Source organism: Microbacterium sp. NPDC088619 (assembly GCF_044752825.1).
Lineage (GTDB): Bacteria > Actinomycetota > Actinomycetes > Actinomycetales > Microbacteriaceae > Microbacterium.
In genome coordinates this window covers 1,563,403-1,587,486 of the sequence record NZ_JBIVLZ010000001.1, presented here as the reverse complement: position 1 = coordinate 1,587,486, position 24,084 = coordinate 1,563,403, and the positions used below count along the sequence as shown (strand labels likewise).

At 68.0% G+C, this 24,084-nt stretch carries 21 protein-coding genes; 12 read left to right on the top strand and 9 right to left on the bottom strand.

The window, feature by feature from the left end; translation table 11 throughout:
• Window positions 1–131: 131 nt before the first annotated feature.
• The 3 genes from ACIP5T_RS07890 to ACIP5T_RS07880 all read left to right on the top strand — a co-directional run bounded on the left by ACIP5T_RS07890 (window position 132) and on the right by ACIP5T_RS07880 (window position 5,989).
• Window positions 132–1,577, top strand: a complete 1,446-nt coding sequence (locus ACIP5T_RS07890) for an MFS transporter (protein ID WP_400862078.1) — start codon at window positions 132–134, stop codon at window positions 1,575–1,577.
• Window positions 1,578–1,702: 125 nt separating this feature from the next.
• Window positions 1,703–2,857 (top strand): exonuclease SbcCD subunit D, encoded by a 1,155-nt coding sequence (locus tag ACIP5T_RS07885; protein ID WP_400862076.1) that lies wholly within the window; start codon window positions 1,703–1,705, stop codon window positions 2,855–2,857.
• A gap of 135 nt (window positions 2,858–2,992) precedes the next feature.
• Window positions 2,993–5,989 (top strand): AAA family ATPase, encoded by a 2,997-nt coding sequence (locus ACIP5T_RS07880; RefSeq protein WP_400862074.1) that lies wholly within the window; start codon window positions 2,993–2,995, stop codon window positions 5,987–5,989.
• Window positions 5,990–6,036: 47 nt separating this feature from the next.
• Here ACIP5T_RS07880 and ACIP5T_RS07875 read toward each other — a convergent pair whose 3' ends face one another.
• Complete coding sequence (locus ACIP5T_RS07875) at window positions 6,037–6,594, bottom strand: nucleoside phosphorylase (RefSeq protein WP_400862073.1); 558 nt, start codon at window positions 6,592–6,594, stop codon at window positions 6,037–6,039.
• Between the two features lie 113 nt (window positions 6,595–6,707).
• Here ACIP5T_RS07875 and nadE point away from each other — a divergent pair, with 113 nt between their 5' ends.
• The 3 genes from nadE (at window position 6,708) to ACIP5T_RS07860 (ending at window position 11,872) form a co-directional block, all read left to right on the top strand.
• The gene (nadE, locus tag ACIP5T_RS07870; RefSeq protein WP_400862071.1) at window positions 6,708–7,526 is read left to right on the top strand and encodes an ammonia-dependent NAD(+) synthetase; all 819 of its coding nucleotides are present in this window, start codon (window positions 6,708–6,710) and stop codon (window positions 7,524–7,526) included.
• Between the two features lie 71 nt (window positions 7,527–7,597).
• Window positions 7,598–11,068, top strand: coding sequence for a TM0106 family RecB-like putative nuclease (locus ACIP5T_RS07865; protein WP_400862070.1), 3,471 nt, complete (start codon window positions 7,598–7,600; stop codon window positions 11,066–11,068).
• A gap of 27 nt (window positions 11,069–11,095) precedes the next feature.
• Entirely contained in the window at window positions 11,096–11,872 is a 777-nt protein-coding gene (locus tag ACIP5T_RS07860; RefSeq protein WP_400862068.1) for a hypothetical protein, read from the top strand.
• Between the two features lie 91 nt (window positions 11,873–11,963).
• On the opposite strand, the gene ACIP5T_RS07855 is transcribed toward ACIP5T_RS07860, so the two are convergent.
• Together ACIP5T_RS07855 and ACIP5T_RS07850 are read right to left on the bottom strand one after the other, a co-directional pair.
• Window positions 11,964–13,001 (bottom strand): methionine synthase, encoded by a 1,038-nt coding sequence (locus ACIP5T_RS07855; RefSeq protein ID WP_400864671.1) that lies wholly within the window; start codon window positions 12,999–13,001, stop codon window positions 11,964–11,966.
• A 20-nt stretch (window positions 13,002–13,021) separates the two neighbouring features.
• Window positions 13,022–14,050, bottom strand: a complete 1,029-nt coding sequence (locus ACIP5T_RS07850; RefSeq protein ID WP_400862067.1) for a putative oxygenase MesX — start codon at window positions 14,048–14,050, stop codon at window positions 13,022–13,024.
• Between the two features lie 123 nt (window positions 14,051–14,173).
• Between ACIP5T_RS07850 and ACIP5T_RS07845 the strand changes: the two genes are divergently transcribed.
• A complete protein-coding gene (locus ACIP5T_RS07845; protein ID WP_400862065.1) occupies window positions 14,174–15,148 on the top strand; it encodes a LysR family transcriptional regulator in 975 nt (324 codons plus the stop codon).
• Here ACIP5T_RS07845 and upp read toward each other — a convergent pair.
• A complete protein-coding gene (gene upp / locus ACIP5T_RS07840; protein ID WP_311258936.1) occupies window positions 15,133–15,765 on the bottom strand; it encodes a uracil phosphoribosyltransferase in 633 nt (210 codons plus the stop codon). The genes ACIP5T_RS07845 and upp overlap by 16 nt on opposite strands.
• An 81-nt stretch (window positions 15,766–15,846) precedes the next feature.
• Here upp and ACIP5T_RS07835 point away from each other — a divergent pair, with 81 nt between their 5' ends.
• Window positions 15,847–16,302 carry a nucleoside deaminase gene (locus tag ACIP5T_RS07835; RefSeq protein ID WP_400862063.1) on the top strand — a complete coding sequence of 152 codons (456 nt, stop codon included), beginning with the start codon at window positions 15,847–15,849 and terminating at the stop codon, window positions 16,300–16,302.
• A 22-nt stretch (window positions 16,303–16,324) separates the two neighbouring features.
• Here ACIP5T_RS07835 and ACIP5T_RS07830 read toward each other — a convergent pair whose 3' ends face one another.
• Complete coding sequence (locus tag ACIP5T_RS07830) at window positions 16,325–17,296, bottom strand: cation diffusion facilitator family transporter (protein ID WP_400862062.1); 972 nt, start codon at window positions 17,294–17,296, stop codon at window positions 16,325–16,327.
• 60 nt (window positions 17,297–17,356) lie between these two features.
• On the opposite strand from ACIP5T_RS07830, the gene proC reads away from it, so the two are divergent.
• Both proC and ACIP5T_RS07820 read left to right on the top strand, forming a co-directional pair.
• Window positions 17,357–18,196 (top strand): pyrroline-5-carboxylate reductase, encoded by an 840-nt coding sequence (gene proC, locus ACIP5T_RS07825; RefSeq protein WP_400862060.1) that lies wholly within the window; start codon window positions 17,357–17,359, stop codon window positions 18,194–18,196.
• Window position 18,197: 1 nt separating this feature from the next.
• A complete protein-coding gene (locus ACIP5T_RS07820; protein WP_400862058.1) occupies window positions 18,198–18,485 on the top strand; it encodes a DUF1905 domain-containing protein in 288 nt (95 codons plus the stop codon).
• 19 nt (window positions 18,486–18,504) lie between these two features.
• On the opposite strand, the gene ACIP5T_RS07815 is transcribed toward ACIP5T_RS07820, so the two are convergent.
• Both ACIP5T_RS07815 and ACIP5T_RS07810 read right to left on the bottom strand, forming a co-directional pair.
• Entirely contained in the window at window positions 18,505–19,176 is a 672-nt protein-coding gene (locus ACIP5T_RS07815; protein WP_042538973.1) for a TrkA family potassium uptake protein, read from the bottom strand.
• Window positions 19,169–20,599 carry a TrkH family potassium uptake protein gene (locus tag ACIP5T_RS07810; RefSeq protein ID WP_400862056.1) on the bottom strand — a complete coding sequence of 477 codons (1,431 nt, stop codon included), beginning with the start codon at window positions 20,597–20,599 and terminating at the stop codon, window positions 19,169–19,171. Before ACIP5T_RS07810 ends, ACIP5T_RS07815 begins: the two co-directional genes overlap by 8 nt.
• A 104-nt stretch (window positions 20,600–20,703) precedes the next feature.
• Here ACIP5T_RS07810 and ACIP5T_RS07805 point away from each other — a divergent pair, with 104 nt between their 5' ends.
• Window positions 20,704–21,120 carry an ArsR/SmtB family transcription factor gene (locus ACIP5T_RS07805; protein WP_400862054.1) on the top strand — a complete coding sequence of 139 codons (417 nt, stop codon included), beginning with the start codon at window positions 20,704–20,706 and terminating at the stop codon, window positions 21,118–21,120.
• A gap of 195 nt (window positions 21,121–21,315) precedes the next feature.
• On the opposite strand, the gene ACIP5T_RS07800 is transcribed toward ACIP5T_RS07805, so the two are convergent.
• Both ACIP5T_RS07800 and ACIP5T_RS07795 read right to left on the bottom strand, forming a co-directional pair.
• Window positions 21,316–22,134, bottom strand: coding sequence for an ABC transporter permease (locus tag ACIP5T_RS07800; protein WP_400862053.1), 819 nt, complete (start codon window positions 22,132–22,134; stop codon window positions 21,316–21,318).
• Entirely contained in the window at window positions 22,131–23,021 is an 891-nt protein-coding gene (locus ACIP5T_RS07795) for an ATP-binding cassette domain-containing protein (RefSeq protein WP_400862051.1), read from the bottom strand. Before ACIP5T_RS07795 ends, ACIP5T_RS07800 begins: the two co-directional genes overlap by 4 nt.
• Window positions 23,022–23,134: 113 nt before the next feature.
• On the opposite strand from ACIP5T_RS07795, the gene ACIP5T_RS07790 reads away from it, so the two are divergent.
• Window positions 23,135–24,067 carry a TetR/AcrR family transcriptional regulator gene (locus tag ACIP5T_RS07790; protein WP_400862049.1) on the top strand — a complete coding sequence of 311 codons (933 nt, stop codon included), beginning with the start codon at window positions 23,135–23,137 and terminating at the stop codon, window positions 24,065–24,067.
• The last annotated feature ends 17 nt before the right edge of the window (window positions 24,068–24,084 follow it).

Sequence of the window (24,084 nt, the reverse complement as noted above, 5' to 3'; positions counted from 1 at the left end):
CTCGCACAGCCTCACGTCGGGTAATATGGATGCTCTGCTCAGCCCCGTCGGCTGAGGTGGTCAGGCGCTCCGAGCGTGCTGGTCCGAGGCTCGAAACCTCCGGCATCGTTCCCGACACCGGAGGTTCTTCCATGTCATCGTCCTTGCGCGCCCGCCCCCAGACCAAGTGGTGGGCGCTCGCCGTCATCTCTCTCACTCAGCTGATCGTCGTCCTCGACGGCACCATCGTCAGCATCGCCCTGCCGCGAGCCCAGGCCGATCTCGGCCTCAGCGACGGCCAGCGGCAGTGGGTCGTCACCGCCTACGCCCTCGCGTTCGGGGCGCTGCTGCTGCTCGGCGGCCGTATCGCCGACTACATCGGGCGCAAGCGCGTCTTCATGATCGGCATGGTCGGATTCGGCGCCGCGTCGCTCTACGGCGGCCTCGCCCAGTCGGGGTGGGAGCTCGTTCTCGCCCGCGGACTGCAGGGCGTCTTCGCAGCTCTCCTCGCTCCCGCGGCCCTCGCGCTGCTCACGGTGACCTTCCCCTCGGGGCGCGAGCGCAATACGGCGTTCGCGGTCTTCGGGACCGTCGCCGGAACCGGGGCCGCGGTCGGGCTCCTGCTGGGCGGTCTTCTCACCGAGTTCGCCGACTGGCGCTGGTGCCTGCTGGTCAATCTCTTCTTCGTCGCGGTGGGTCTCGTCGGCGGAGGTCTCTTCCTCACCGAGAGCAAGGCCGACGGAGACAACCGCTACGACGTCTGGGGCGCGATCACCGTGACGCTCGGCCTCGGATCCCTCGTCTACGGGTTCAGCCTCGCGGAGAACGGCTGGGGAGACCCGCTCACGATCACCTTCCTCGCCATCGGCGTGGTCCTGCTCGTCCTGTTCGTCTGGGTCGAGAGTCGCGTCGCGCAGCCGCTGCTTCCGCTGCGTGTCGTGGCCGACCGCGTGCGCGGCGGGGCGTTCCTGATCCAGGGCGTCGCGGGCGCGATCATGATCGGCGCGACCCTCTATCTCACCTTCCACCTCCAGTTCGTGCTCGGAATGGGCGCGCTGCCGGCGGGTGCCGCGACTCTGCCGCTTCCGATCGCGACGATGATCATCGCCCCGATCGCGACGAAGCTCCTCACGGTGATCGGCCCGCGACCGATGCTGATCGTGGGGCCGCTGATCGCCGCGGCCGGGCTGTTCCTGCTGTCGGGCATCACCCCGGACGGCGCGTATCTCGTGCAGATCGCTCCGGCGCTCGTCCTTCTCGGCGTCGGGATGGGATTCGTGTTCATCCCGCTGCAGAATCTCGCGCTGACGGGAGTCGCCCCGCATGACGCGGGTGTGGCATCCGCCGTCGCGAACTCGGCCATGCAGATCGGCGGATCGATCGGGCTGTCCGTGTTCACCGCCGTGTACGCGGCATCGGTCGGCGGCCACGCGCAAGCCGACCTCACCCCGTGGCAGATGACCGACGCCTACGGCTGGGTGTTCATCGTCGGCTCGATCCTCATGGTGGTCGGAGCCGTCATCGCCGCGGTGATGGTGCGAGGCACGAAGGACGAGCTGATGCCGGCGCATCCAGGCCTCGCCGTCGGCGCGCACTGACGTCGACGGCATCTGAGACGGCCGTGGCGTCCGCTCCCACCGGGATCGTGCAGATCCGACAGGCAGGAACGGACGCTGCGGCACGCCTCGGACCGAATGTCGGTGGGGGTTCGTAGCGTGTGAGTATGCGAATCCTGCACACCTCCGACTGGCACATCGGTCGCACCTTCCATGGCAACTCGACCATGGACGCGCTGACCGAGGTGCTCGCGGCGCTGACGCTGCAGGTCAGGGAGAACGCGGTCGACGTCGTCATCGTCGCCGGCGACGTGTTCGACTCGGCGACACCGGCAGGTGCCGCTTATACGCTTCTCGGTGACGCGCTGGTCGCGTTGCACGAGACGGGCGCACGGGTGATCGTCACCAGCGGCAATCACGACTCCGCCGCGCGTCTGGGTTTCCAGGCGCGTCTGCTGCGCGACGGCATCCACGTGCTCACCGACCCGCTGGCGATCGGAACACCGGTCACCATGACCGACTCCGACGGGCCGGTGCACTTCTACGGCATCCCCTACCTCGAGCCGGCGATCGTGCGCCAGCACTGGAACGGTGTCGAGCTGCGCACGCAGGCGCAGACGCTCGCCCACGCGATGGATCTGGTGCGCGCGAGCATGGCTGAGCACCCTGGCCGGTCGGTCGCGATCGCCCACTGCTTCTCGGCGGGGGTCGACGCGACCGTCGGCCTCGAGCGCGAGGTGCGTCAGGGTGGCCTCGACGTCGTGCCGCTGGCCGTGTTCGACGGGCCCGACTACGTCGCCCTCGGCCACATCCACGGACGCCAGCAGATCAGCGAGCGCGTGCGCTACTCGGGCGCACCGCTGCATTACAGCTTCGGCGAGCAGAACAAACCTCGCGGGTCGTGGCTGGTCGAGCTCGACGCGGCAGGACTGGCGTCGGTCGACTGGCTCGAGCTGCCTGTGCCGCGTCGCCTGGTCACGCTCACCGGCACGCTCGACGAGATCCTGTCCCCCGAGAACGTCGCCGCACACGCCGACGATTGGGTGTGCGCCGTCTACACCGACGCACTCGCCCAGACCGAGCCGATGCGGCGACTCCGGGAGCGGTATCCGCACTGCGCGATGGTGCAGCATCAGCCCGCTGAGACGGCCGCGACGGCGGAGCGTTCTTACGCCGAGCGGTTGCGGGGCGCCGTCACCGACCCGGAGCGCATCGAAGCGTTCCTCGAACATGTGCGCTCGGGCCATGGCGCGACGGAGCGTGAGGGCGAGCTGATCCGCGAGGTCCTCGACGACCGCGTCCGCGCTGATGCCCTCATCTAGTCCGGTGACGACTCGATCTAGTCCGGTGACGACTCGATCCAGTCCGGTGACGACTCGATCCAGTCCGGTGACGACTCGATCCAGTCCGGTGATGCGTCACCGCGATCATGCTCCGACAGCGAAGAAGATGCCCTGATGCAATTGCACCGACTCGAGGTCGAAGGATTCGGCCCGTTCCGCGAGCGGCAGATCGTCGACTTCGACGCATTCGCCGACGACGGCATCTTCCTGATCGCCGGGCGCACGGGTGCCGGCAAATCGAGCATCCTCGACGCCGTCTGCTTCGGCCTGTACGGCGGGGTCCCGCGGTACGAGAGTGGCGAGAAGCGGTTGCGCAGCGATCACTGCGAGCCTGACGATCTCACCGAGGTCGTGGTCGAGTTCAGCACGCCGGCCGGCCGATATCGGGTCAGTAGATCGCCCGAGTACGAGCGCCCCAAGAAGCGTGGTGGCGGCATGACGGTGCAACCTGCGGCCGTGCAGCTCGACACGTCGGTCGGCGGCGAGTGGATCGGTCTCGCCGCGAAAGAGCGCGAGGCAGCCTACGAGCTCGACGAGATCCTTCAGCTCAGTCGCGAGCAGTTCCTACAGGTCATATTGCTCGCGCAGAACCGGTTCTCGGAGTTCCTGCTGGCGGGAAGCAAAGAACGACAGGGGCTGCTGAGGCGACTGTTCGGCACCGAGCGCTTCGAAGACGTGCAGTCGCGTTTCGACGAGCGGCGCAAGGCGGCCGAGCAGGCTCTCGGTGCACGACTGGCCACGGTGTCGGCTCGCCTCGACGAAGGAGAGAGGCTGGTCCGCAACGCCGACCTCGGGCGTGACAGCGAAGCGCAGACAGACGAGGCATCCGCGCAGGAGGCAGAGCCTTTCGCGGCGACGACAGACGAACGCCTCGATGGTCTGCGCCGCGCGAAGGCTCGTGCCGATTACCGGGCCGAACGTCGGGCGGTCGAGCGTGTCGAGGCGGAGAAGCAGTCGGACGCCGCGGATGCCGCTCTCGCGAGTGCGCGGGAGGAGCAGCGGGCACAGGTCGAGCGGGATCGGGCGCGAGCCGCGCTCGACCGTCTCGAGGCCGATGAGGCGGTCATCGCCGATGCACGTCGAGAACTGCAGAATGCTCGGGCTGCGGAGATGCTGCGGGCTCCGATCGCGAGCGCTGTCATGGCTGCGTCCGCGCTCGACGCGGCGGTCGATGCCGAGACGCGAGCACGAGCGGACTGGGAGGCTCACGAGATCGTCGTCGACGACCTCGCGGCATGGGCGTCAGAGCGCACGAGGCAGACCGGTGCATGGGAGCGAGCGGCTGAGCTCGAACGCTCAGCCTCCGCTCTCGATGCTGAACTCGCAGCAGCCGATGATGCAGTGGCGGCAGCTACCGCCCGGATCGACGCCGCAGAGGCCGATCTGGTGGCGCTGCCCGCCGAGCTCGAACAGCTGACACTCGCGCGCGATGCGGCCAGGCAGCTCGCCGATCGCGCCGGAGATCTGGCTGCAGCGCGAGACGCCGCTGCGGTCCGGCACACGGCCGCTCTCGACGTGGTGCGTCTCAGAGCTGCGCAGACGGAGGCGGAGCGGGCGCTCGCTGAGACCAGCGCTGCGCTCGCCGCCGCACAGACCGCCCTCGCCCAGCTCAGACAGAGACGACTCGACGGATTCGCGGGGGAGCTGGCGGCGTCGCTGCACGAGGGCGAGGCATGCCCGGTGTGCGGATCGCACGAGCACCCGGCTCCCGCCGTGCATGCCGATCCCGTCTCCGCCGACGACGTCGACGAAGCAGAATCCGCCCGCGACGCGGTCGCTCGGCGCGAGCGGGACGCCGCCGAACTGACATCTTCTCTGCGTGCCGACCTCGCTGCGGCGATCACCCGTGCAGACGGTCGCGAGGTCGACGAGGCCGTCGCAGAGCTCGACACCGCGACAGCGGCTCTCGCGCAGAGCACCGACGCGTTCGATCAGCGGACTGCGCTCGAGCTGGAGCGCGATGCTCTGATCGAACGCATCCGCCGGCTCGACAGCGAGCGCGAACGTGACTCTGCGGCACTGGCCACGGCGCGCGAGACGCAGCTGCTCGTGGCGCAGCGCGTCACCGAGACGCGGCTGGCGATCGATGACGCGCGAGGGCCCTACGAGTCCGTCGCCGACAGGCTGGCTGCGACGCTGGCCGAGGTCCAGGCCGCGCTCGCTCTGGTCGAGGCGACCGCGGAGCGAGCGCGCAGAGCTGAGGCGGCCGCCGCCGCGAAGGCCGAGCAGGATGCTGCGCTGGAGGCCTCCGAATTCGATGGAGTCGCCGCCGTCGAACTGGCGCTCCGCTCTGCCGCCGCTCAGGCGGCACTGGAGAACCGAGTCACCCTGCATGCCGTGCAGCGCGAGAAGGAGCGCGCGATCCTTCTCGACCTCGAGCTCCGCACTCTCCCGGAGGAGGAGATCGATCTCGGGCCGGCCGAGCTGCGTTCTCTCACCGCGCGACAGCGCTGGTCGGCGGCGGTCGATGAGGCAGGTCGTGCGGCCGCCGTGGCTGAGCAGCTCACTGCGATCATCGAGGCCGCCTGGGCGGAGCATGCGCGCACCGCGGACGATGCGGCCGACTACGAGGTCTTGCGCGGGCTCGCCGACACGATCGCGGGGCGCGGCGCCAACACCCGCAAGATGACCCTGGAGACCTTCGTCCTGGCGGCAGAGCTCGAAGAGATCGTCGACGCTGCGAATCGACGCCTGGGAGACATGTCCACCGGCCGCTACCAGCTGCGCCACTCCGACGCGCTGGCGGCTCGGGGAGCAGCATCCGGGCTCGGGATCGTCGTGTTCGACGCCTTCACCGGCCAGACGCGCCCTGCGCAGTCGCTGTCAGGAGGGGAGACGTTCCTCAGCTCTCTCGCCCTGGCCCTCGGGCTCGCCGAGGTCGTCACCGCGCGAGCCGGCGGCATCCGCCTCGACACTCTGTTCATCGACGAGGGATTCGGGTCGCTCGACGGCGACACCCTCGATGTCGCGATGCGCACGCTCGATGAACTCCGCCAGGGCGGACGCACCGTCGGCGTCATCAGCCACGTCGAGGCGATGCAGGAGCAGATCCCGGCTCAGCTGCGGGTGCGTGCGACGTCGGAGGGCCCGAGCATCATCGAAGCGCGCTGAGGGTCACCGTCCCGCTCGCCGAAGGCGCGCGTTCACTCGGCCCGCATTCAGACGCCGTACTCCCGGCGGATCACCTCACGGAGCTGCACGCTGCACCGGGCGATCGCCTCGCGGAAGTCGACGAGCGCGCCATCCTCGGCCCTGTCCGAGATCGCGCGGAACGCGCGGATCGGCACCCCGAACTGCTCCGCGACCCAGATGTACGCGTAGGTCTCCATGTCGACCAAGCCGGCGCCGGACGGCCGGATGACGGCGGTGATCCCTGCGTCGCCGACGAAGCTGTCACCGGTCGCGATCAGCACGCCCTCGCGGCCGGTGGACACGCGCGCGGGCAGGGACACGTGCTGACCTGCGACGCCGTCGAGGTCGAACACATCGTGCTGCAGCGCGCTGCCGATCTCGTGCACGGTGGCCTCGAGATCAGGGTCGATGCCGCCCGCGGTCCCGACGACCACCACCTCGGAATACTCCTTGGCGTCGAGCGCGCGGGTGAGGGCGAACACGGCCTGCATCTTGCCCTCGCCGGTGACGAGCCGGTCGAACCCCTCGAGCTCCTCCGGGAACGCTGCGAGTTCAGAGGCCATGGCTGCGACGAGAAGTTTCACCTCGCCATCCTGCCAGGTGTATCGATCGGTGCGAAGTCGAGCCGTGTGCGGCCGATGTCATCTCGATGTAACACTGGGGGAGGATACTGACGTCGGGCAGACCGGAGGAACACATGACCCTGCAGCAGCAGATATCTGAAGCGCTCGGAGTGAAGGCCGAGATCGATCCCGAGGTCGAGGTGGAGCGCCGAGTGGCGTTCCTCGTCGACTACCTGCGCACCACGGGCGCCAAGGGGTTCGTGCTCGGGATATCCGGCGGACAGGACTCGACGCTGGCCGGGCGGCTCGCCCAGCTCGCGGTCGAACGGGTTCGCGCCGAAGGGGGAGAAGCGAAGTTCCTCGCCGTGCGCCTGCCCTACCGGGTGCAGAAGGATGCCGCGGATGCTGAGGCCGCGCTCGAGTTCATCGCACCGGACTCGTCGGTCGAGGTCAACATCCAGAACGGTGTCGACGGCGTCGAGGAGGACATCGAGTTCGCCGTCACGAGCGACATCAGCGACTTCAACCGGGGCAACATCAAGGCTCGCGTGCGGATGGTCACGCAGTACGCGCTCGCAGGACACGACGGTCTCATCGTCATCGGCACCGACCATGCGGCCGAGGCGGTCACGGGCTTCTACACGAAGTTCGGCGACGGCGCGGCCGACATCCTCCCGCTCTCCGGTCTGTCGAAGAGGCAGGGGCGCTCGCTGCTGCTGCTTCTCGGAGCGCCGGACAGGCTCGCCTACAAGGTGCCCACGGCCGACCTGCTCGACGGTCAGCCGGGGCGCGCCGATGAAGACGAACTCGGTCTGACCTACGAGCAGATCGACGACTTCCTCGAGGGACGCGAGGTCGCCCCCGACGTCGCAGGGCGTATCGAATCGCGCTACCTCGCGACGCAGCACAAGCGCCATCTGCCGGGGACCCCGGACGACACGTGGTGGCGCTGACACACCTCCCGGCGTGATCCCATGTCGGATGCCGCGGCTAGTGTCGAAGCATCCGAGGGAACGGGAGAATCGTGCGGATCGACACTCAGGCGCAGCGCGTCATCTGGAGCGCGAGCGACCTCAAGGCGGCCGCCGAATGCGAGTTCGCGTGGTGCCGCGCGATCGACGCCAAGCTGGGTCGCGTGCCCGCGGTCGAAGAGCCTGAAGACGCGACCCTCGCGCGCGCCGCTCTTCTCGGTGACGTCCACGAGCAGAATGTCCTCGCGCGCTACATCGACGACCTCGGGGACGATCGGGTGCACCGCGTCGAGAAGGTCTCGTCGGTCGATGCCGAGGCCCTCGCCGCTGCCGTCGACGAGACCGTGCGGGCGCTCGGATCCGACGCGATCGTCGTCTTCCAAGCCGCGTTCGCGACGCCGGAGTTCGTCGGATTCGCTGATTTCCTGAAGCGCGATGACGACGGGCGCTGGCGGGTGCAGGATTCGAAACTCGCCAGGAAGGCGCGAGTCACCGCACTCATGCAGCTCGCGGCATATGTCGACCAGCTCGACCGGCTGGGCATCCCCCGATCCGACGAGGTCGATCTCATCCTCGGCGACGGAACCCTGAGCACGCACGCCGTCGACGATCTCCTTCCGCTGTTCCAGGTCAGGCGGGCGCGATTGCGTGCCCTCATCGCCGACCGCCGGATCGACGACGGCTCCGCCGGTGCGGCGCTGGCATGGGGCGACGATCGCGGCGACCTCGAGGTGGTGGCATGCGGGCGCTGCGCCACGTGCGAGGAGCAGGTGATCGCGCACCGCGACCTGCTGATGGTCGCCCGTATGCGGCCCGTCCAGCGGGCGCGACTGCGGGCTGCGGGCATCGAGACGATCGATGCGCTGGCCGCCGCGAGCATCCCGCCTGTGGGCATGAACACCGACTCGTTCGAGACCCTTCGCGACCAGGCGAGGCTGCAGATCCGGGCGGATGCAGAGGGCGCGCCGACGTACGACGTGCACTATGCCGCGGCGATCCACACCCTCCCCGTGCCGAGCCACGGCGACATCTTCTTCGACTTCGAAGGCGATCCGCTCTACACCGAGCCGGCACCGGACGGACAAGCGCACTGGGGGATCGACTACCTCTTCGGCTGGGTCGACAATGCCGACCAGTACACGGCGCTGTGGGCTCACGACTTCGCCGCGGAGCGAGAGGCGTTCGAGCGATTCCTGGACTTCGTGACGGTGCGCAGAGCCACGCACCCTGGCATGCACATCTACCACTATGCGCCGTACGAGACCTCGCACCTGGTCGCGATGGCCGCGCGGCACGGTGTGCGCGAAGGTGAGATCGATCGGCTGCTGCGCGAAGGCGTGTTCGTCGACCTCTATCCGTTGGTCCTGCGCACCGTGAGGGTCGGCACGAGGTCGTACTCGATCAAGAAGCTCGAGCCGCTCTACATGGGCGAAGACGTGCGCACGAGCGACGTGCAGAAGGGCGACGACTCGATAGTGCAGTACGTCGCGGCCCGAGAGCTCGCGGCGGCGGGGGAGCAGCAGGAAGCGGATGCGGTCTTCGCCGACCTCGCCGACTACAACCGCTACGACTGCGTGTCGACGAGGCGCCTCCGCAACTGGCTGATCGACATCGCCAGGAAGGAAGGGGTGAGTCCTGCACCTCCCGACGAGGCGGACGAGGTGATCTACGAGCCGTCGCCTCGTTCGGTGGCGCTCCTCGCCGACGCGGAGCGGGCTGTCGACGCGGGCGGCGACGGGCAGGTGCACCGCATCGCGGCGGCAGCGATCGACTACTTCCCCCGTGAGGCGAAGAGCTTCTGGGTCTCGCACTTCCAGCGGCTGCGCGAGCCCGTCACGATGTGGGACGGCACGCGCGACGTCGTGCGTGTGGACCGCACGTCGTCGACGGTGCAGCGAGACTGGAGCGTCGGCGAGGGGCGCCGGGTGATGTCGCGTGACATCGAGATCCGCGGCGAGGTGTCGCCTGGCACGACGCTCAGCGCAGGATCCCAGCCGTTCGCGCTGTACCCGGTGCCTGCGCCCTTCGACACCGAAGCGCCGTCACGAGCGGTGCACGTTCCGCACACGGTCACGGTCGCGGAGGTGCTCGACGATGGCTATCTGATCACCGAGACGGCGATTCAGGGCCAGACGTGGGACGAGCTGCCTCTCGCGCTCACCCCGGCAGCGCCGCCACGCGTCGTCTCGCTGCAGGGTGCGATCGACGAGTGGGCCGACACCGTCCATGCGGCAGCACCGGAGTTCCCGCGTGATGCGGCGACCGACATCCTGCGACGGATCCCTCCGAGGACGCTCTCCGGCGGCACGCTGCCGCAGCAGGGAGCCGACACGATCGACGCCATCGTGCGGGGGGTGCTCGATCTCGACCGCAGCTACCTCGCCGTCCAGGGCCCGCCCGGCACGGGTAAGACGTACACGGGTTCGCAGGTGATCGCGCGCCTGGTGAAGGACCACGGCTTCAGGATCGGTGTCGTTGCGCAGTCCCACGCGATCATCGAGAATCTGCTCGAGCGGGTCGTCGCCGACGGCGTTCCGGCAGGTCAGGTGGGCAAGGCCCCGAAGGACTCCGCGTCCGATCCGTCGTACACGGTGATCCCCAAGAACGGCATGGCGTCGTTCCTCGGCGAGCACGCCGAACACGGCGCCGTCGTCGGAGGCACGGCCTGGGACTTCAGCAACACCGCCCGTGTCGAACGGGCGGGGCTCGATCTCCTCGTGGTCGATGAGGCGGGGCAGTTCTCGCTCGCCTCCACGATCGCCGTCGCCGCAGGCGCACAGCGGCTGCTGCTGCTCGGAGACCCGCAGCAGCTTCCTCAGGTCAGTCAGGGCGCGCACCCCGAGCCCGTCGACACCTCGGCGCTCGGCTGGGTCATGGACGGCGATGCGGTCATCGCAGCCGACTACGGCTACTTCCTCGCGAAGTCGTGGCGCATGCATCCGTTCGTCGCCGCCCCCGTGTCGAAGCTCGCGTACGCCGGGCGGCTCGCCTCCGCCCCCGGCACCGAACGGAGAGCGATCGCCGGCGTCGATGCGGGGCTCCACGTCGTCCCCCTGCGACATCGCGGCAATGCCACCGACTCCCCGGAAGAGGCGGCTCAGGTGGTGGCACTCGTTCGTGACCTCGTCGGGCGCGCCTTCACCGACAACGACGCGGACGCGACGGTCCGCCCGCTCGCTCAGAGCGACATCATCGTGGTCGCGCCCTACAACGCGCAGCGTCAGACCGTTCACGACGCGCTCGCCGCGGCGGGGTTCCCCGACGTCCCGGTGGGCACTGTCGACAACTTCCAGGGCAAGGAGGCGGTGGTCTCGATCACATCCCTCGCCGCGTCCAGCGGTCGTGACGCGCCTCGGGGACCCGAGTTCCTGCTTCTGCAGAACCGGCTCAACGTCGCCATCTCCCGGGCGCAGGTCGCGGCCTACCTCATCCACTCCCCGGCGCTTCTCGACGATCTGCCCCGCACGCCGGAGGGGGTCGCTCGCATGAGCGCCTTCGCGCGGTTGGTCGGTGCGGCGAGCTGACGCCGTCATGAGCAGCAGAGGTGAGCGATGACTCATACGATCGAGGAGATCCTGCGCGCGTCAGCGGCATGGGTCTGGTTTCCCCGCGACAGCGATCAGCAGAAGACGCATCTGCAACTGGTCCGGTATCCCGAGCGCTTCGGCGGCGGAGTGCGCGGATCACAGGTCGACTCGGACGCCGATCCCGTGGCCGTACTCGATCACGCGATCGCGCACACCAGGGCCTGGCGTGAGCCGGAGTTCCGATTCTGGACCAACGCGTCCGATAGCCCCGATCTCGAAGAGGAATTGCGGCGGCGAGGAGCGGAGCACGTCGACACCGTCGCCGTGTTCGCTCGCCCGATCGGGGGATCGGACGTCGACGTCCCCGCCGGGATCAGCGCGGAGGTCGTGCGGACACTCGACCAGGTCCGCGAGGTCGACAGGATCAACGTGCCCGTCTGGCAGCAGCAGCCACTCGACGAAGAAGGGCTCCGGGTGGAACTCGACGAGATCACGTCGAACCTCGACGCCGGAACGCACGTCCGAGTGCTCGCGCGACTCGCCCCCGACGGTGAGGCGGTGAGCACCGGCGGCTGCACGATCGTCGACGGCTTCGCCCGGCTCTGGGGCGCTGCCACGCTCGAGCACGCGCGGGGGAGAGGCGCCTACCGCGCGGTCCTCGCCGAGAGGCTCCGAGTGAGCGCCGCACTCGGAGCGACCACCGCGCTGGTGAAAGGACGCACGGCGACATCTGCGCCGATCCTCGCGAGAGCCGGGTTCATCCACCACGGAGACGAGCGTGGCTACCGACTGAGCGTGTGAGTCGCGCCTGCGGGGTCGCGGGCGAGAGCCCGGCAGCTCCGAGCTCGCTACGACGGTGAGCAGACTCGGCGTCGCCCGGGATGTGCCGTGATCAGGCCCCGCTGTCGCCGAGCTCTTCGCGGACTATTCGCGCTCCCGCCGCCAGTGCGCTCAGCTTGTCGAGCGCGACGCCCCTCGGCAGAGGTGCCATGCCGCAGTTCGAGCTGGGGATGAGCAACTCTGCGTCGACGAACTCGAGAGCACGTCGCAGGGTGTCCGCGACCTCTTCCGGCGTCTCGACCTGATCGCTCGCCACGTCGATCGCTCCGAGCATGACCTTCTTGCCGCGGATGAGCTCGATGAGGTCCATGGGTACGTGCGAGTGGTGGCTCTCGAGCGAGACGATGTCGAGGGAGGACTGCTGCAGCAGCGGGAACGACTCCTCGTACTGCCTCCACTCCGCCCCGAGGGTCGCCTTCCAATCGTTGTTCGCCTTGATCCCGTAGCCGTAGCAGATGTGCACCGCAGTCGCGGCGCTCAGCCCTTCGACCGCCCGCTCGAGTGCCGCGATGCCCCAGTCCTTCATCTCGTCGAAGAAGACGTTGAACGCGGGCTCGTCGAACTGGATGATGTCGACTCCCGCCGCCTCGAGCTCTCTCGCCTCCTGGTTGAGGATGGTCGCGAACTCCCATGCCAGCTTTTCGCGGCTTCGGTAGTGGCGGTCGGCGAGGGTGTCGATCATCGTCATCGGGCCAGGGAGCGCCCACTTGATCGGCTGATCGGTCTGCTGACGCAGGAACGTCGCGTCGTCCACGAACACGGGCTTCGGACGGGTCACCGCACCCACCACCGTGGGCACGCTCGCGTCGTAGCGATCGCGGATGCGCACCGTCTCGCGGTTCTCGAAGTCGACGCCGTCGAGATGCTCGATGAAGGTGGTGACGAAGTGCTGGCGGGTCTGCTCCCCGTCGCTGATGATGTCGATGCCGCGACGACGCTGCTCGTGCACTGCGGCGCGCAGCGCATCATGCTTTCCCTCCACGAGCGCATCACCCTGCAGCTCCCACGGCGACCAGAGCACCTCCGGCCGCGCGAGCCACGCAGGCTTCGGCAGGCTTCCGACGATCGAGGTGGGCAGCAGCGGTCCCACGATCTTCGATCCCTCGTCGGTCATCGGACCGGAGCCGGTGAGGTCGGAGCGGGGGAGGTCGGAGCGAGGGCGGACGGAGCGGGGTAGGAGGCTGCCCACTCATCCAGCACTCGGCGATGAGGCGTGACGAAGTGCTCATCCGCATAGCGTCCCTGGGCGACAGCGAGCTGGCTGCGCTCCTCGCGGTCGTACGTGATCTCCGTGTGCTCGTAGTCCTGATGCGCGAGGCTCGGACGGTAGACGCTCTCGGCGGGGGTGTTCGCGTTGTAGATCTCCGGGCGGTAGATCTTCTGGAAGGTCTCCATCGTGCTGATGGTGCCGATGAGCTGCAGATCGGAGTAGTCGCCGAGAAGATCGCCGCGGAAGTAGAAGGCGAGCGGAGCGGAGCTGCCGCGTGGCATGAAGTATCGCACCTGCAGTCCCATCCTCCCGAAGTACTCGTCGGTGAGCGAGAAGGAGTCCTGCACGTACTCGATGCCGAGCACGGGGTGGACATTGCCTGTGCGGCGATACGTCCGGCTCGTCGAGACGCTGATGCAGATGACCGGCAGCGTCGGGAACCGGTCCTGGTATGCGTCGGACTCGAGGAAGTGCTGGAAGAGCTTGCCGTGCAGCACGCCGAAGTCGTCGGGAATCGCGAATCCGCCGGCTGCCGCGCTCGCCGCGGGTAGGACGACGCTGAAGTCGTAGTCGCGCAGGTAGGAGGAGAAGTTGTTCCCCACGATGCCCTGGTGGCGTTCGCCGGTCAGCCGGTCGACGATGTGGATGTCCAGCACTTCGAGCACGGGGAAGTCTCGATCTTCACCGTCGGCGAATCGCAGCTGCACGGAGACGATGTCGAGCTCGACCGAATACCGGTCAGGGCTGTCTCCGCCCGCAAGATCGTTGAACCGCTGATCGATCATCGCGAGGGCGTTGCGGAGATTCTGCTGACGCCGCTCACCACGCGCGAGGTTGGCGAAGTTGGTGGTGATCCGCGAGCTGTCAGACGGGGCGTAGTCCTCGTCGAAGCGGGTGGTGGTGATGCTGAACGTGATCTCGTTCGCCATGAGGGGCCAATCCGGGGGATCAGAGGCCGACTCGGCCTCGCGAAATGCTGTGTTCCCATCGTGCGGCCGCATCCCGGCCATCGGGTAATTCGGCTCCGCTATGCGGTGATATAGCCTTCTCCTATGGCCAGGCGATCGAGCGGCATCACGCTGCAGCAGCTCCAGTACTTCATCGAAGTCGCCGCGGAGGGATCGATCACAGCGGCGGCCGAGATGCTCTATGTCGCTCAGCCGACCATGTCGGCGGCGATGAAAGACCTGGAGAGCCGGGTGGGGCGCGCTCTTCTCACTCGTTCGGCCCGGGGCGTCACGCTCACCAGCGACGGCTCGGAGTTCCTCGGGTACGCCCGACAGATCGTCGAGCAGGCCGAGCTGCTCGAGCAGCGCTACCTCGGCCGGCCGCCGTCGCGCCGTCTCCTCGGGGTGTCGACGCAGCACTACTCCTTCGCGGTCGACGCGTTCGTACGGATGGTCAAGGGCACGAACGCGGCCGAATACGAGTTCTCACTTCGCGAGACCCGCACGTGGGACATCATCGAAGATGTACGGACGCTCCGCAGCGAACTCGGCATCCTCTTCCGCAACGACTTCAACCGGAACGTCATCGACAAGCTGCTCCGCGACTCGGGCCTCGCGTTCCATCCTCTCTTCATCGCCGAGCCGCACATCTTCGTCTCACGACGCAACGCGCTCGCCTCCAGAGACCGTGCGACCCTCGACGATCTCATCGGGCTGCCGCGGCTCACCTTCGATCAGGGGGCGAACAACTCGTTCTACTTCGCGGAGGAGATCCTCTCGACCCTCTCGAGTGCGCGGGAGATCAGGGTCTCCGATCGAGCGACGATCTTCAACCTCATGATCGGACTCGACGGGTACACGATCTCCACCGGCATCATCAGCGATGATCTCGACCCCGAGATCGTGGCGGTTCCTCTCGAGGTCGACGATCACATCGAGATCGGATGGGTCGGACGCACCGCCATCCCCCTCACCGCACAGGCGAAGCGCTACCTCGACGAGGTGCGCGACGTCGTCGCCGGCTTCGGCGTTGAGCTGCTCGACGAGGGCGAGCCGGGGGTCCGTCAGACGGTGCCGTAGAGCCGATCGCCGGCGTCGCCGAGTCCGGGCACGATGTAGCCCTTCTCGTTGAGACGCTCATCGAGAGCACCGAGCACGATCGTCACATCGCGGTCTCCGACGAGAGCCTCGATCGCGGCGAGGCCCTCCGGGGTGCCCAGCAGGCAGATCGCGGTGACGTCCTTGGCTCCTCGGTCGAAGAGGAACTGGATGGCCGCAGCCAGCGAGCCGCCTGTCGCGAGCATGGGATCGATCGCGAAGCACTGGCGGTCGCTGAGATCGTCGGGAAGGCGCTCGGCGTAGGTGGTCGGCTCGAAGGTCTCCTCATCGCGGACCATCCCGAGGAATCCGACCTCTGCGGTCGGCAGGAGCTTGACGAGTCCCTCGAGCATGCCGAGTCCCGCACGCAGGATCGGGACGACGATCGGCCGAGGCTCGGAGATCTTCACGCCCATCGTCGTGGTCACCGGAGTGGTGATCTCGATCGGGCTGACCTTCACGTTGCGGGTCGCCTCGTACGCGAGCAGCGTCACGAGTTCTTCGGTCAGCTGGCGGAAGACCGGCGACGGTGTGCGATGGTCGCGCAGCACCGAGAGCTTGTGAGTGACGAGAGGGTGGTCGGCGACGTGGACACGCATGCTTACAGGCTAATGCGCCGGACGCTCGCGTACGACATCGGATGCGAGGGGCCGCTCCCGTGGCTGTCGTAGGCTCGACCCATGACCGCCGCCGACCTCAGCGCGATGAGACGCGCTCTCGCGCTCGCGGCCGAGGCAGCGGCCGCGTCGGAGATCCCCGTCGGGGCGGTGGTGCTCGACGCCGAAGGGCGGATCGTCGCCGAGGGGCGCAACAACCGCGAGGCGACCGGTGACCCGACCGGTCACGCCGAGGTCGACGCGCTACGGGCGGCTGCGGCATCCGTCGGCTCCTGGAACCTCGACGGCCACACTCTCGTCGTCACTCTCGAGCCCTGCCTCATGTGCGCGGGCGCGATCCTGCAGGCCCGGATCGGCCGGGTCGTCTTCGGCGCCTGGGACGACAAGGCGGGGGCCGCCGGGTCGATGTACGACGTGCTGCGCGATCGACGGCTGCCCTATCGTGCCGAGGTCATCGGCGGGGTCGAGGCAGACGCCGCGACGACGCTGCTGCGGGATTTCTTCGAGCAGCGCCGCTGAGGGCAGATGTCGTCGCGGGAGATCAGTCCGAGGACTTGAGCACGAACACGTCGGTCGACGGCTCCGGGTCGAGCGACGGCCGGTAGACGTCGGGCTCGATGTAGATGACCCTGGCCGTCGGCACGGCCTCGCGGATGCGGGCCTCGATCGCATCGATGTCGACAGCGGCCTCGCGCAGCGGCTTGTCAGCGTTGAGTGCGATCTTCGCGGCGACCATCAGCTCATCGGGGCCGAGGTAGAGCGTCTTCATGTGGATGATCTTCTCGATCTCGTCGCCCGCATTGATCGCGTCGACGATGCGGTCGTGATCGGCGGGCGTGGCGCCCTCGCCCACGAGCAGGCTCTTGGTCTCGACACCGAGAACGATGGCGATCAGCACCAGCAGGATGCCGATCATCAGGGTGCCGAGGGCGTCGAAGACCGGGTTTCCGGTGATCACCGTGAGACCGACGCCGAGCAGCGCGAACGTGAGTCCGGTGAGGGCTCCGACGTCCTCGAGGAGCACGACGGGAAGCTCCGGGGCCTTGGCGCGGCGGACGAACGAGACCCACGACTGGCCTTCGTCACGCACCAGGTTGCTCTCCTTGACCGCCGTGCGCAGCGAGAACGACTCGAGGCCGATCGCGATGACGAGCACGAGGAGCGGCAGCCACCACCAGGTCTCGTCCAGTTCGTGCGGGTGGGTGAGCTTGTCGATCGCCTCGTAGATCGCGAACAGGCCACCGACCGAGAACAGGATGATCGACACGACGAACGCGTAGACATAGCGCTCGCGGCCGTAGCCGAACGGGTGCGCCCGGTCGGCCTCGCGCTTCGCCTTGCGGCCGCCCAGCATGAGCAGCAGCTGGTTACCGGAGTCGGCGACGGAGTGGATCGCCTCGGCGAGCATCGATGCCGACCCTGAGAGCGCCCAGGCGACGAACTTCGCCAGGGCGATGCCCAGATTCGCCAGGAACGCCGCGAGAATGGCCTTGCCGCCGCCGGATGCACTCATGCGTCGAGTCTAGATCCGCTCGCCCGTCGCCGCCGGGTGCGCCCGCCGTAGGATGACGACATGGCTGACTCTCTTCCCGCCCTCGCGTTCCTCGGTGCCGGTTCGATGGGCGGCGCGATCCTCCGCGGGGTCGTCGCATCCGGCATCCCGGTGGACGGGGGCGTCGTCGCGACCAACCGCACGCCGGAGAAGGCCGCGGCCCTCGCGGCCCTCGACGGCGTCACGAGCATCTCGCTCACCGAGACCCCGGACGGCAATGTGCAGGCGGCTCAGTCGGCTCGTATCGTCCTGGTCGGCGTGAAGCCGGCGATGGTCCCCGATCTGCTGCGCGAGATCGCGCCCTCACTGGCCGACGACGCGATCGTGGTCAGTCTTGCTGCCGGTGTCACTCTGCAGACCTTCGCCGACAACCTCGGTGACGGCGTCCGCGTCATCCGCTCGATGCCGAACACTCCGTCGACCGTCGGCAAGGGCGTCACGGGCCTCGCGGCGGGTGCAGCCGCATCCGCTGACGATCTCGCCCTCGTGCACCGCCTCTTCGCGACAGTGGGCGCTGTGGTCGAGGTGCCCGAGTCGCAGATCGATGCGCTCTCGACGATCTCCGGGTCGGGCCCCGCCTACGTCTACCTGCTCATCGAGGAGCTGACGAAGGCCGCCATCGGCATGGGCTTCAGCGAGAGCGATGCGCGGATCATGGTGGAGCAGACCTTCATCGGAGCAACGGCACTGCTCGACGCATCGGGGGAGGAGCCGTCGGAACTCCGCCGCCGGGTCACGAGTCCGAAGGGCACCACAGAGCGGGCCGTCGCGGTGCTGCAGGACGCGCACCTCGACCGGACGTTCGCGGAAGCCGCCGATGCGGCACTGGCCCGGGCGAAGGAACTCGCCGCAGGAGGCTGACATGCAGCTGCGGTTCTCGGGAGAGATCTGGTTCTGGCGCGGACCCGCGCCGTTCCATTTCGTCACCGTGCCGCCGGTCGAGAGCGAGATGATCGGCGAGATCGCCGGCGTCGTCACCTATGGGTGGGGCATGATCCCCGCGTCCGTGACGATCGGACGCACGACCGTGACGACGGCACTGTGGCCGAAGGACGGCGGCTACATCGTTCCGATCAAGAAGGCGCTGCAGGATCGGGAGAGCGTCGGGATCGACGACGTCGTCGAGATCACGCTCGACATCGACGCCTGAACTCGCGGCGGGCTGTCGTTCAGCGGTCGAGGGCCGCGAAGCGTTCGATGTCGCTGTTCGTTCCCGAGACGATGATGAGGTCGTGATTCGTGACGATCGTGTTCGCCTCGGCGTAGCGGAACGGCTTGCCGGGGCTCTTCACGCCGACGACGGTGACCTTGTACTTGCTGCGCACGCCGGATTCGTTGAGCCCCACGCCGCGGATGAACTTCGGCGGGTACATCTTCGCGAGGACGAAGTCGTCGTCGAAGCGGATGAAGTCGAGCATCCGTCCGGAGACGAGGTGAGCTACGCGCTCTCCGGCTTCGCGCTCGGGGTAGATGACGTGGTTGGCGCCCACTCGGGCGAGGATCTTGCCGTGCGACTGCGAGACGGCCTTCGCCCAGATCTGCGGCACCTTGAGGTCGACCAGGTTCGCGGTGATCAGCACGGATGCCTCGATCGACGAGCCGACGGCGACGACGGCGACCTGGAAGTCCTGGGCGCCGATCTGACGCAGGGCGTCGATGTTCTTGGCGTCGGCCTGAACGGTGTGCGTGACGCGGTCGGACCACTTCTGGACGAGCTCCAGGTTGCCGTCGATCGCGAGGACCTCGCGGTCGAGGCGGTCGAGCTCGCCGGCGCATGCGGCGCCGAAGCGGCCGAGGCCGATGACGAGTACGGGAGCGTCGCCCCGGAGCACTTCAACCAACGATCGGCCTTTCCACGGGCAGCGAGTAATACTGCGATCGCGATGTCGCGGCGACTGCCGCGGCGAGAGTCACTGTACCAACGCGCCCCATGAAGATGGTGGTCGCGAGCACGTACGAGGCGGAATCGGGGAGCTCGGCCGTGAGGCCGGTCGACAGGCCGACGGTGCCGAATGCCGAGATCACATCGAACAGCACATGACTGATGTCGGCCTTGGTGATCTGGGCGATGATGATCGTCGACAGTGCGACGATCGTGGCGCCCCAGGCGACGACGCTGAGCGCCACACGCTGCACGTCGCTGGGGATGCGGCGGCCGAAGACCTCGACCGACTGGCGTCCCTTCGCCTCAGACCACACCGCGATGGCGAGTACGGCGAGCGTCGTGACCTTGATTCCTCCGGCGGTGGATGCCGAGCCGCCGCCGACGAACATCAGCATGCTCGCGGCCAGCAACGACGAGCCGTTGAGGTCGTCCATCTCGATCACGTTGAAGCCGCCCGAACGGGTCATCGCCGAGAGGAAGAAGGCCTGGAAGGTGGTGTCCGCCGCGTCCATCGAGCCGAACGTCTTCGGGTTCGCGTACTCGAGGATGAGGAACACGGCTGCGCCGAGCACGAACAGGAGCACGGTGGTCACGAGAGTGAGCTTGGTGTGCAGCGACCACTTCTTCACGTGCCACACGTGCTTGGCCAGTGTGTAGATCACGGGGAAGCCGATGCTGCCGAGGAAGACGCCCACCATCAGAAGAGACAGCACGAGATAGTCGTCGGCGAAGACGGCCACGCCGCCGTCGTTGGGAGCGAAGCCGGTGTTCGTGAACGCCATGGCCGCGAAGTACGGAGCCTCCCACAGGGCGGCGATCGGGTCGACCTCCGCGAGGACCAGTGCGGGGTAGAGGAGTACCGCGAGTGCGCCTTCGATGATGAGCGACGACACCGCGACGGTGCGCAGGAGCTGGCCGACCTCGCCCAGCCGAACGGTCTGGCTCTCGTTCACGACGCCGCCGTGCGCTCGCAGCGGGTTCGTGTCGCCGGCCGCCATCAGCTTGGCCCGCAGCCCGAGGCGCTTGGAGATGACGAGACCCATCAGCGATGCCAGGGTGAGCACACCGAGCCCGCCGATGTTGACACCGACGAAGATCAGCACGTGCCCGAAGGGAGACCAGTGATTCGCCATGTCGACGGTGGCGAGACCGGTGACGCAGATGGTGGACACGGCGGTGAACAGCGCGTCGGCCAGCGGGGTGACCGTGCGCGATGCCGACGCGATCGGCAGCGACAGCAGCACGGTGAACAGGAGGATGAGCAGCGCGAAGATGACGATCGCGAAGCGCGAGGGCGACGAGGTGACGATGTGCTTGCCCCAGGAGGCGGCATTCTGAAGACGCTGTCGAGGTGACGACGCCGAAGCGATGCCCGACATCGAGTCCCCCTTCGCTTTCCCCTCGCCGCGCACCGCGGCTGCACGACGCCGATCGCCGAGCCTTCGTCATGGTACTCCGTGCCGGGGACGACTACCCTGATCACATGACGGACATCTTCGACGTGATCGCAGACGGTACGAGGCGCGACATCCTCCAGCTTCTCCTGCGACGCACCACCGAAGGGGACGCCGGTACCAGCGTGAGCCAGATCGTCGCCGATCTGGGCATCAGCCAGCCCACCGTCTCGAAGCATCTGAAGGTGCTCCGCGAGGCCGAGCTCGTCAGCGTGCGCGAAGACGGTCAGCGCCGCTTCTACAGCCTCGCTGTCGAGCCGTTGGAGGTCGTCGACGACTGGCTCGTCCCGTTCCTCATGGACGCCTACGGTGACGATGCGCCTGACATCGACTACCCCGGACTGCCGCTTCCCGACGGGGCCGCACACGCTGCCGAGGTCGTCGGCCGTGCCGCGGCATCTGCGAAGCACGTCGTCGCCACCGCGCTCAAGCGCTTCGGCGGCTGACGCCCCGGACGCACTTCGCCCCCGATGACAACGGGGGGCTTGTCAACGGGGGCGTGGCCGCGGGCCCCAGCCCGCGTGGACTCGGACGGTGCCATCGTGAGTCGTGGGTTCAGCATCCCAGTGCACCCTGAACGGTTGCGGCAAACGTCCTATGTCTCCGCTGTGACCCGGGCGCCCGTTCGCGACAGTCGGCCCTCAGCGGCGAGCGGACCTGCGTCGGAACAGCCATGCACCCCACGCGACCGAGCTGGCCAGGATCACGACGCACCAGCCGATCGCCCACAGCGGTGCCGCCTCCAGCGGAGTGCCCGTGAGCAGGCCGCGGATCGTGTCGACGATCGGTGTGATCGGCTGGTACATCGCGACGGGCTGCAGCCACCCTGGCATGCTCGCCACCGGCACGAAGGCGCTCGAGAGGTAGGGGAGGAACAGCAGCACGAACCCGTATCCGTTCGCGCCTTCCGGTGACCTCGCCGCCAGGCCGATCGCCGCGAACAGGTAGGTGATCGCCAGGATGTACAGAGCGATGAGTCCGGTCAACGCCAGCCATTCGACGAACGAGGCATCGGGCCGGAAGCCCACGAGGATGCCCACGACGATCACGATCGCCGTGGCGACCAGATTGCGAAGCAGGCTCGCCACGACATGACCGGTGAGCACCGCGCTCGCGCGCAACGGCATGGTGCGGAAGCGGTCGATGATCCCCGTGCGCATGTCGTTGGCGACGTACACGGCGGTCGACGAGGCCCCGAAGCCGGCGCACGTGAGGATGATGCCGGGAACGACATAGTCGACGTATGCACCGGACGGGTCGATCGCGCCGCCGAACACCCACGTGAACATCAGCATGAGCATCACGGGCAGCAGGACCGCCATCAGCAGCGATTCGCCGTCTCGTAGCGAGTGCCGCAGACTTCTCCCGACGAAGACGCTCTCGGCCGTCAGGCCCCGCAGCCGTGGTCGCGGCCGGAGTGTCGAGGGCGCCGTGAGAGCATCGGCGGTCGTGGCGTTCATGAGTGCTCCTTCGTGAGTTCGGCGGGCTCGGTCGTGGTGACTGCGAGGAAGACATCGTCGAGAGTCGGACGCCGCAGCGAGACCACGCCATCGAGGCCCTCCTCGTCCAGGCGGTCGAGCGCTCGCCGCAGGTCGGCGACGGTGCCGTCGGTGGCGATCTCGCGCACCAGCTCGCCGTGGGCGTCGTGCAGCTCGACCGTGTCGCCGCCGATGCGCGCCTTGAGCTCTCCGGGTGTGCCGAGCGCGGCGATGCGTCCCTCGTGCAGGACGGCGATGCGATCGGCGAGCTGATCGGCCTCCTCGAGATACTGCGTCGTGAGCAGAACAGTGGTGCCCGAGGCCGCGACAGCGCGGATGAGCTCCCAGAGATCGCGCCTGCTTCGAGTGTCGAGACCCGTCGTGGGTTCGTCGAGGAAGAGCACCTCGGGGGTGACGACGAAGCTCAGAGCGAGGTCGAGACGACGCCTCATGCCTCCGGAGAACGTGCGCACGGATCGCGTCGCCGCCTCGATCAGGTCGAAACGCGTGATGAGCTCGGTCGCGCGCCGCGCCGACTCGCTCCGGGTCATGCCGGCGAGGCGGGCGAACATGACCACGTTCTCGACTGCGGTCAGGGCGTCGTCGACGGCGGCGGACTGTCCGGTGAGGCTGATCCGCCGCTGGACCTCTCGAGGTTCGGATCTCGTGTCGAATCCCGCGACGAGAGCAGCGCCGGAATCTGCGGCAGTCAAGGTCGTGAGGATGTTCATCGTGGTCGTCTTGCCCGCGCCGTTCGGCCCGAGCAGCGCGAAGACCTCTCCGCGGGACACGGTGAAGTCGAGGTCGTCGATGACGCGTCTGCTTCCGAAGGCCTTGCTCAGCCCGCGGACTTCGATCGCCTGATTCATCGGTGCTTTCCTTTCGGTTCGGAGCTCTGTGCCAACAGAACTGTGTGCGTCATACGCAATTGTGTATGACAGTAACACACGGTTTACGTAATATACAGAAGTAGGATGGCGGCATGACCGAGATCGAGCCTCCGGAGCTGCCCCGCGGCATCGCACTCGCCTGGGGGGTCGCGACGAACCCCCAGCGAGGGCCCAAGCGCGAGATGAGCGTCGAGCGCATCGTCGACGCGGCCGTCGAGCTGGCGGATGCCGACGGGATCGGCGCCGTCTCGATGGCGGCCGTCGCTTCGGCACTCGGGTTCACGCCGATGTCCCTCTATCGATACGTGAGCGCGAAGGACGACCTCCTGCTGCTCATGCAGGAGCAGGCCACGGGCCTGCCGCCGGAGGCGCTGCGAGACATCGACGGATGGCGCGAGCGGCTGCTCGCGCTGTACACGGAGCAGGTGCTCCTGTATCAACGGCACCCCTGGATGCTGTCCCTGCCGATCAACGGCTCGCCGATCACACCCCACAGCTCTGCGTGGCTGGACGCGAGTCTCGAGGCGTTGGAGGCGACGCCGCTCTCGGCCGATGAGCGGGTGGCTGTGGCGCTCGCCGTCACGGGCAACGCACGATGGTGCGGAATCGTGCAGGCGGGCTACACGGAGCAGTCGCGAGGCAGCGGACTCACGCCGGAGGAGGTGGCGCGACGCGAGTCAGATCTGTACGACCGCGTCATCACCGCAGACGAGTTCCCCGCGCTGCGCCGGGCGATAGACGATGGGGTGTTCACGTCGGCATCCGATCCGTTCCGATTCGGCATCGAGCGCGTGTTCGACGGCGTCGACGCCTACATCGCCGCCCTCGACCGCGGAACGCCGGCTCAGCCGGTGACCGATTGGATCGCCCTCGACCCTGTCGAGCTCGCGGGCGACCGGCGCCTCAAGGATGCCCAGAAGGCCGTGCGTGAGGCCGAGAAGGCGCTTCGGCTCGCGCACAGGGCCGAGCGGCAGGCGCTCCGCGAGGCGCGCGAGCGAGCGGCGAGAACGAACAGGTCTCGCTGACCGCGTCTCGCGCTTGC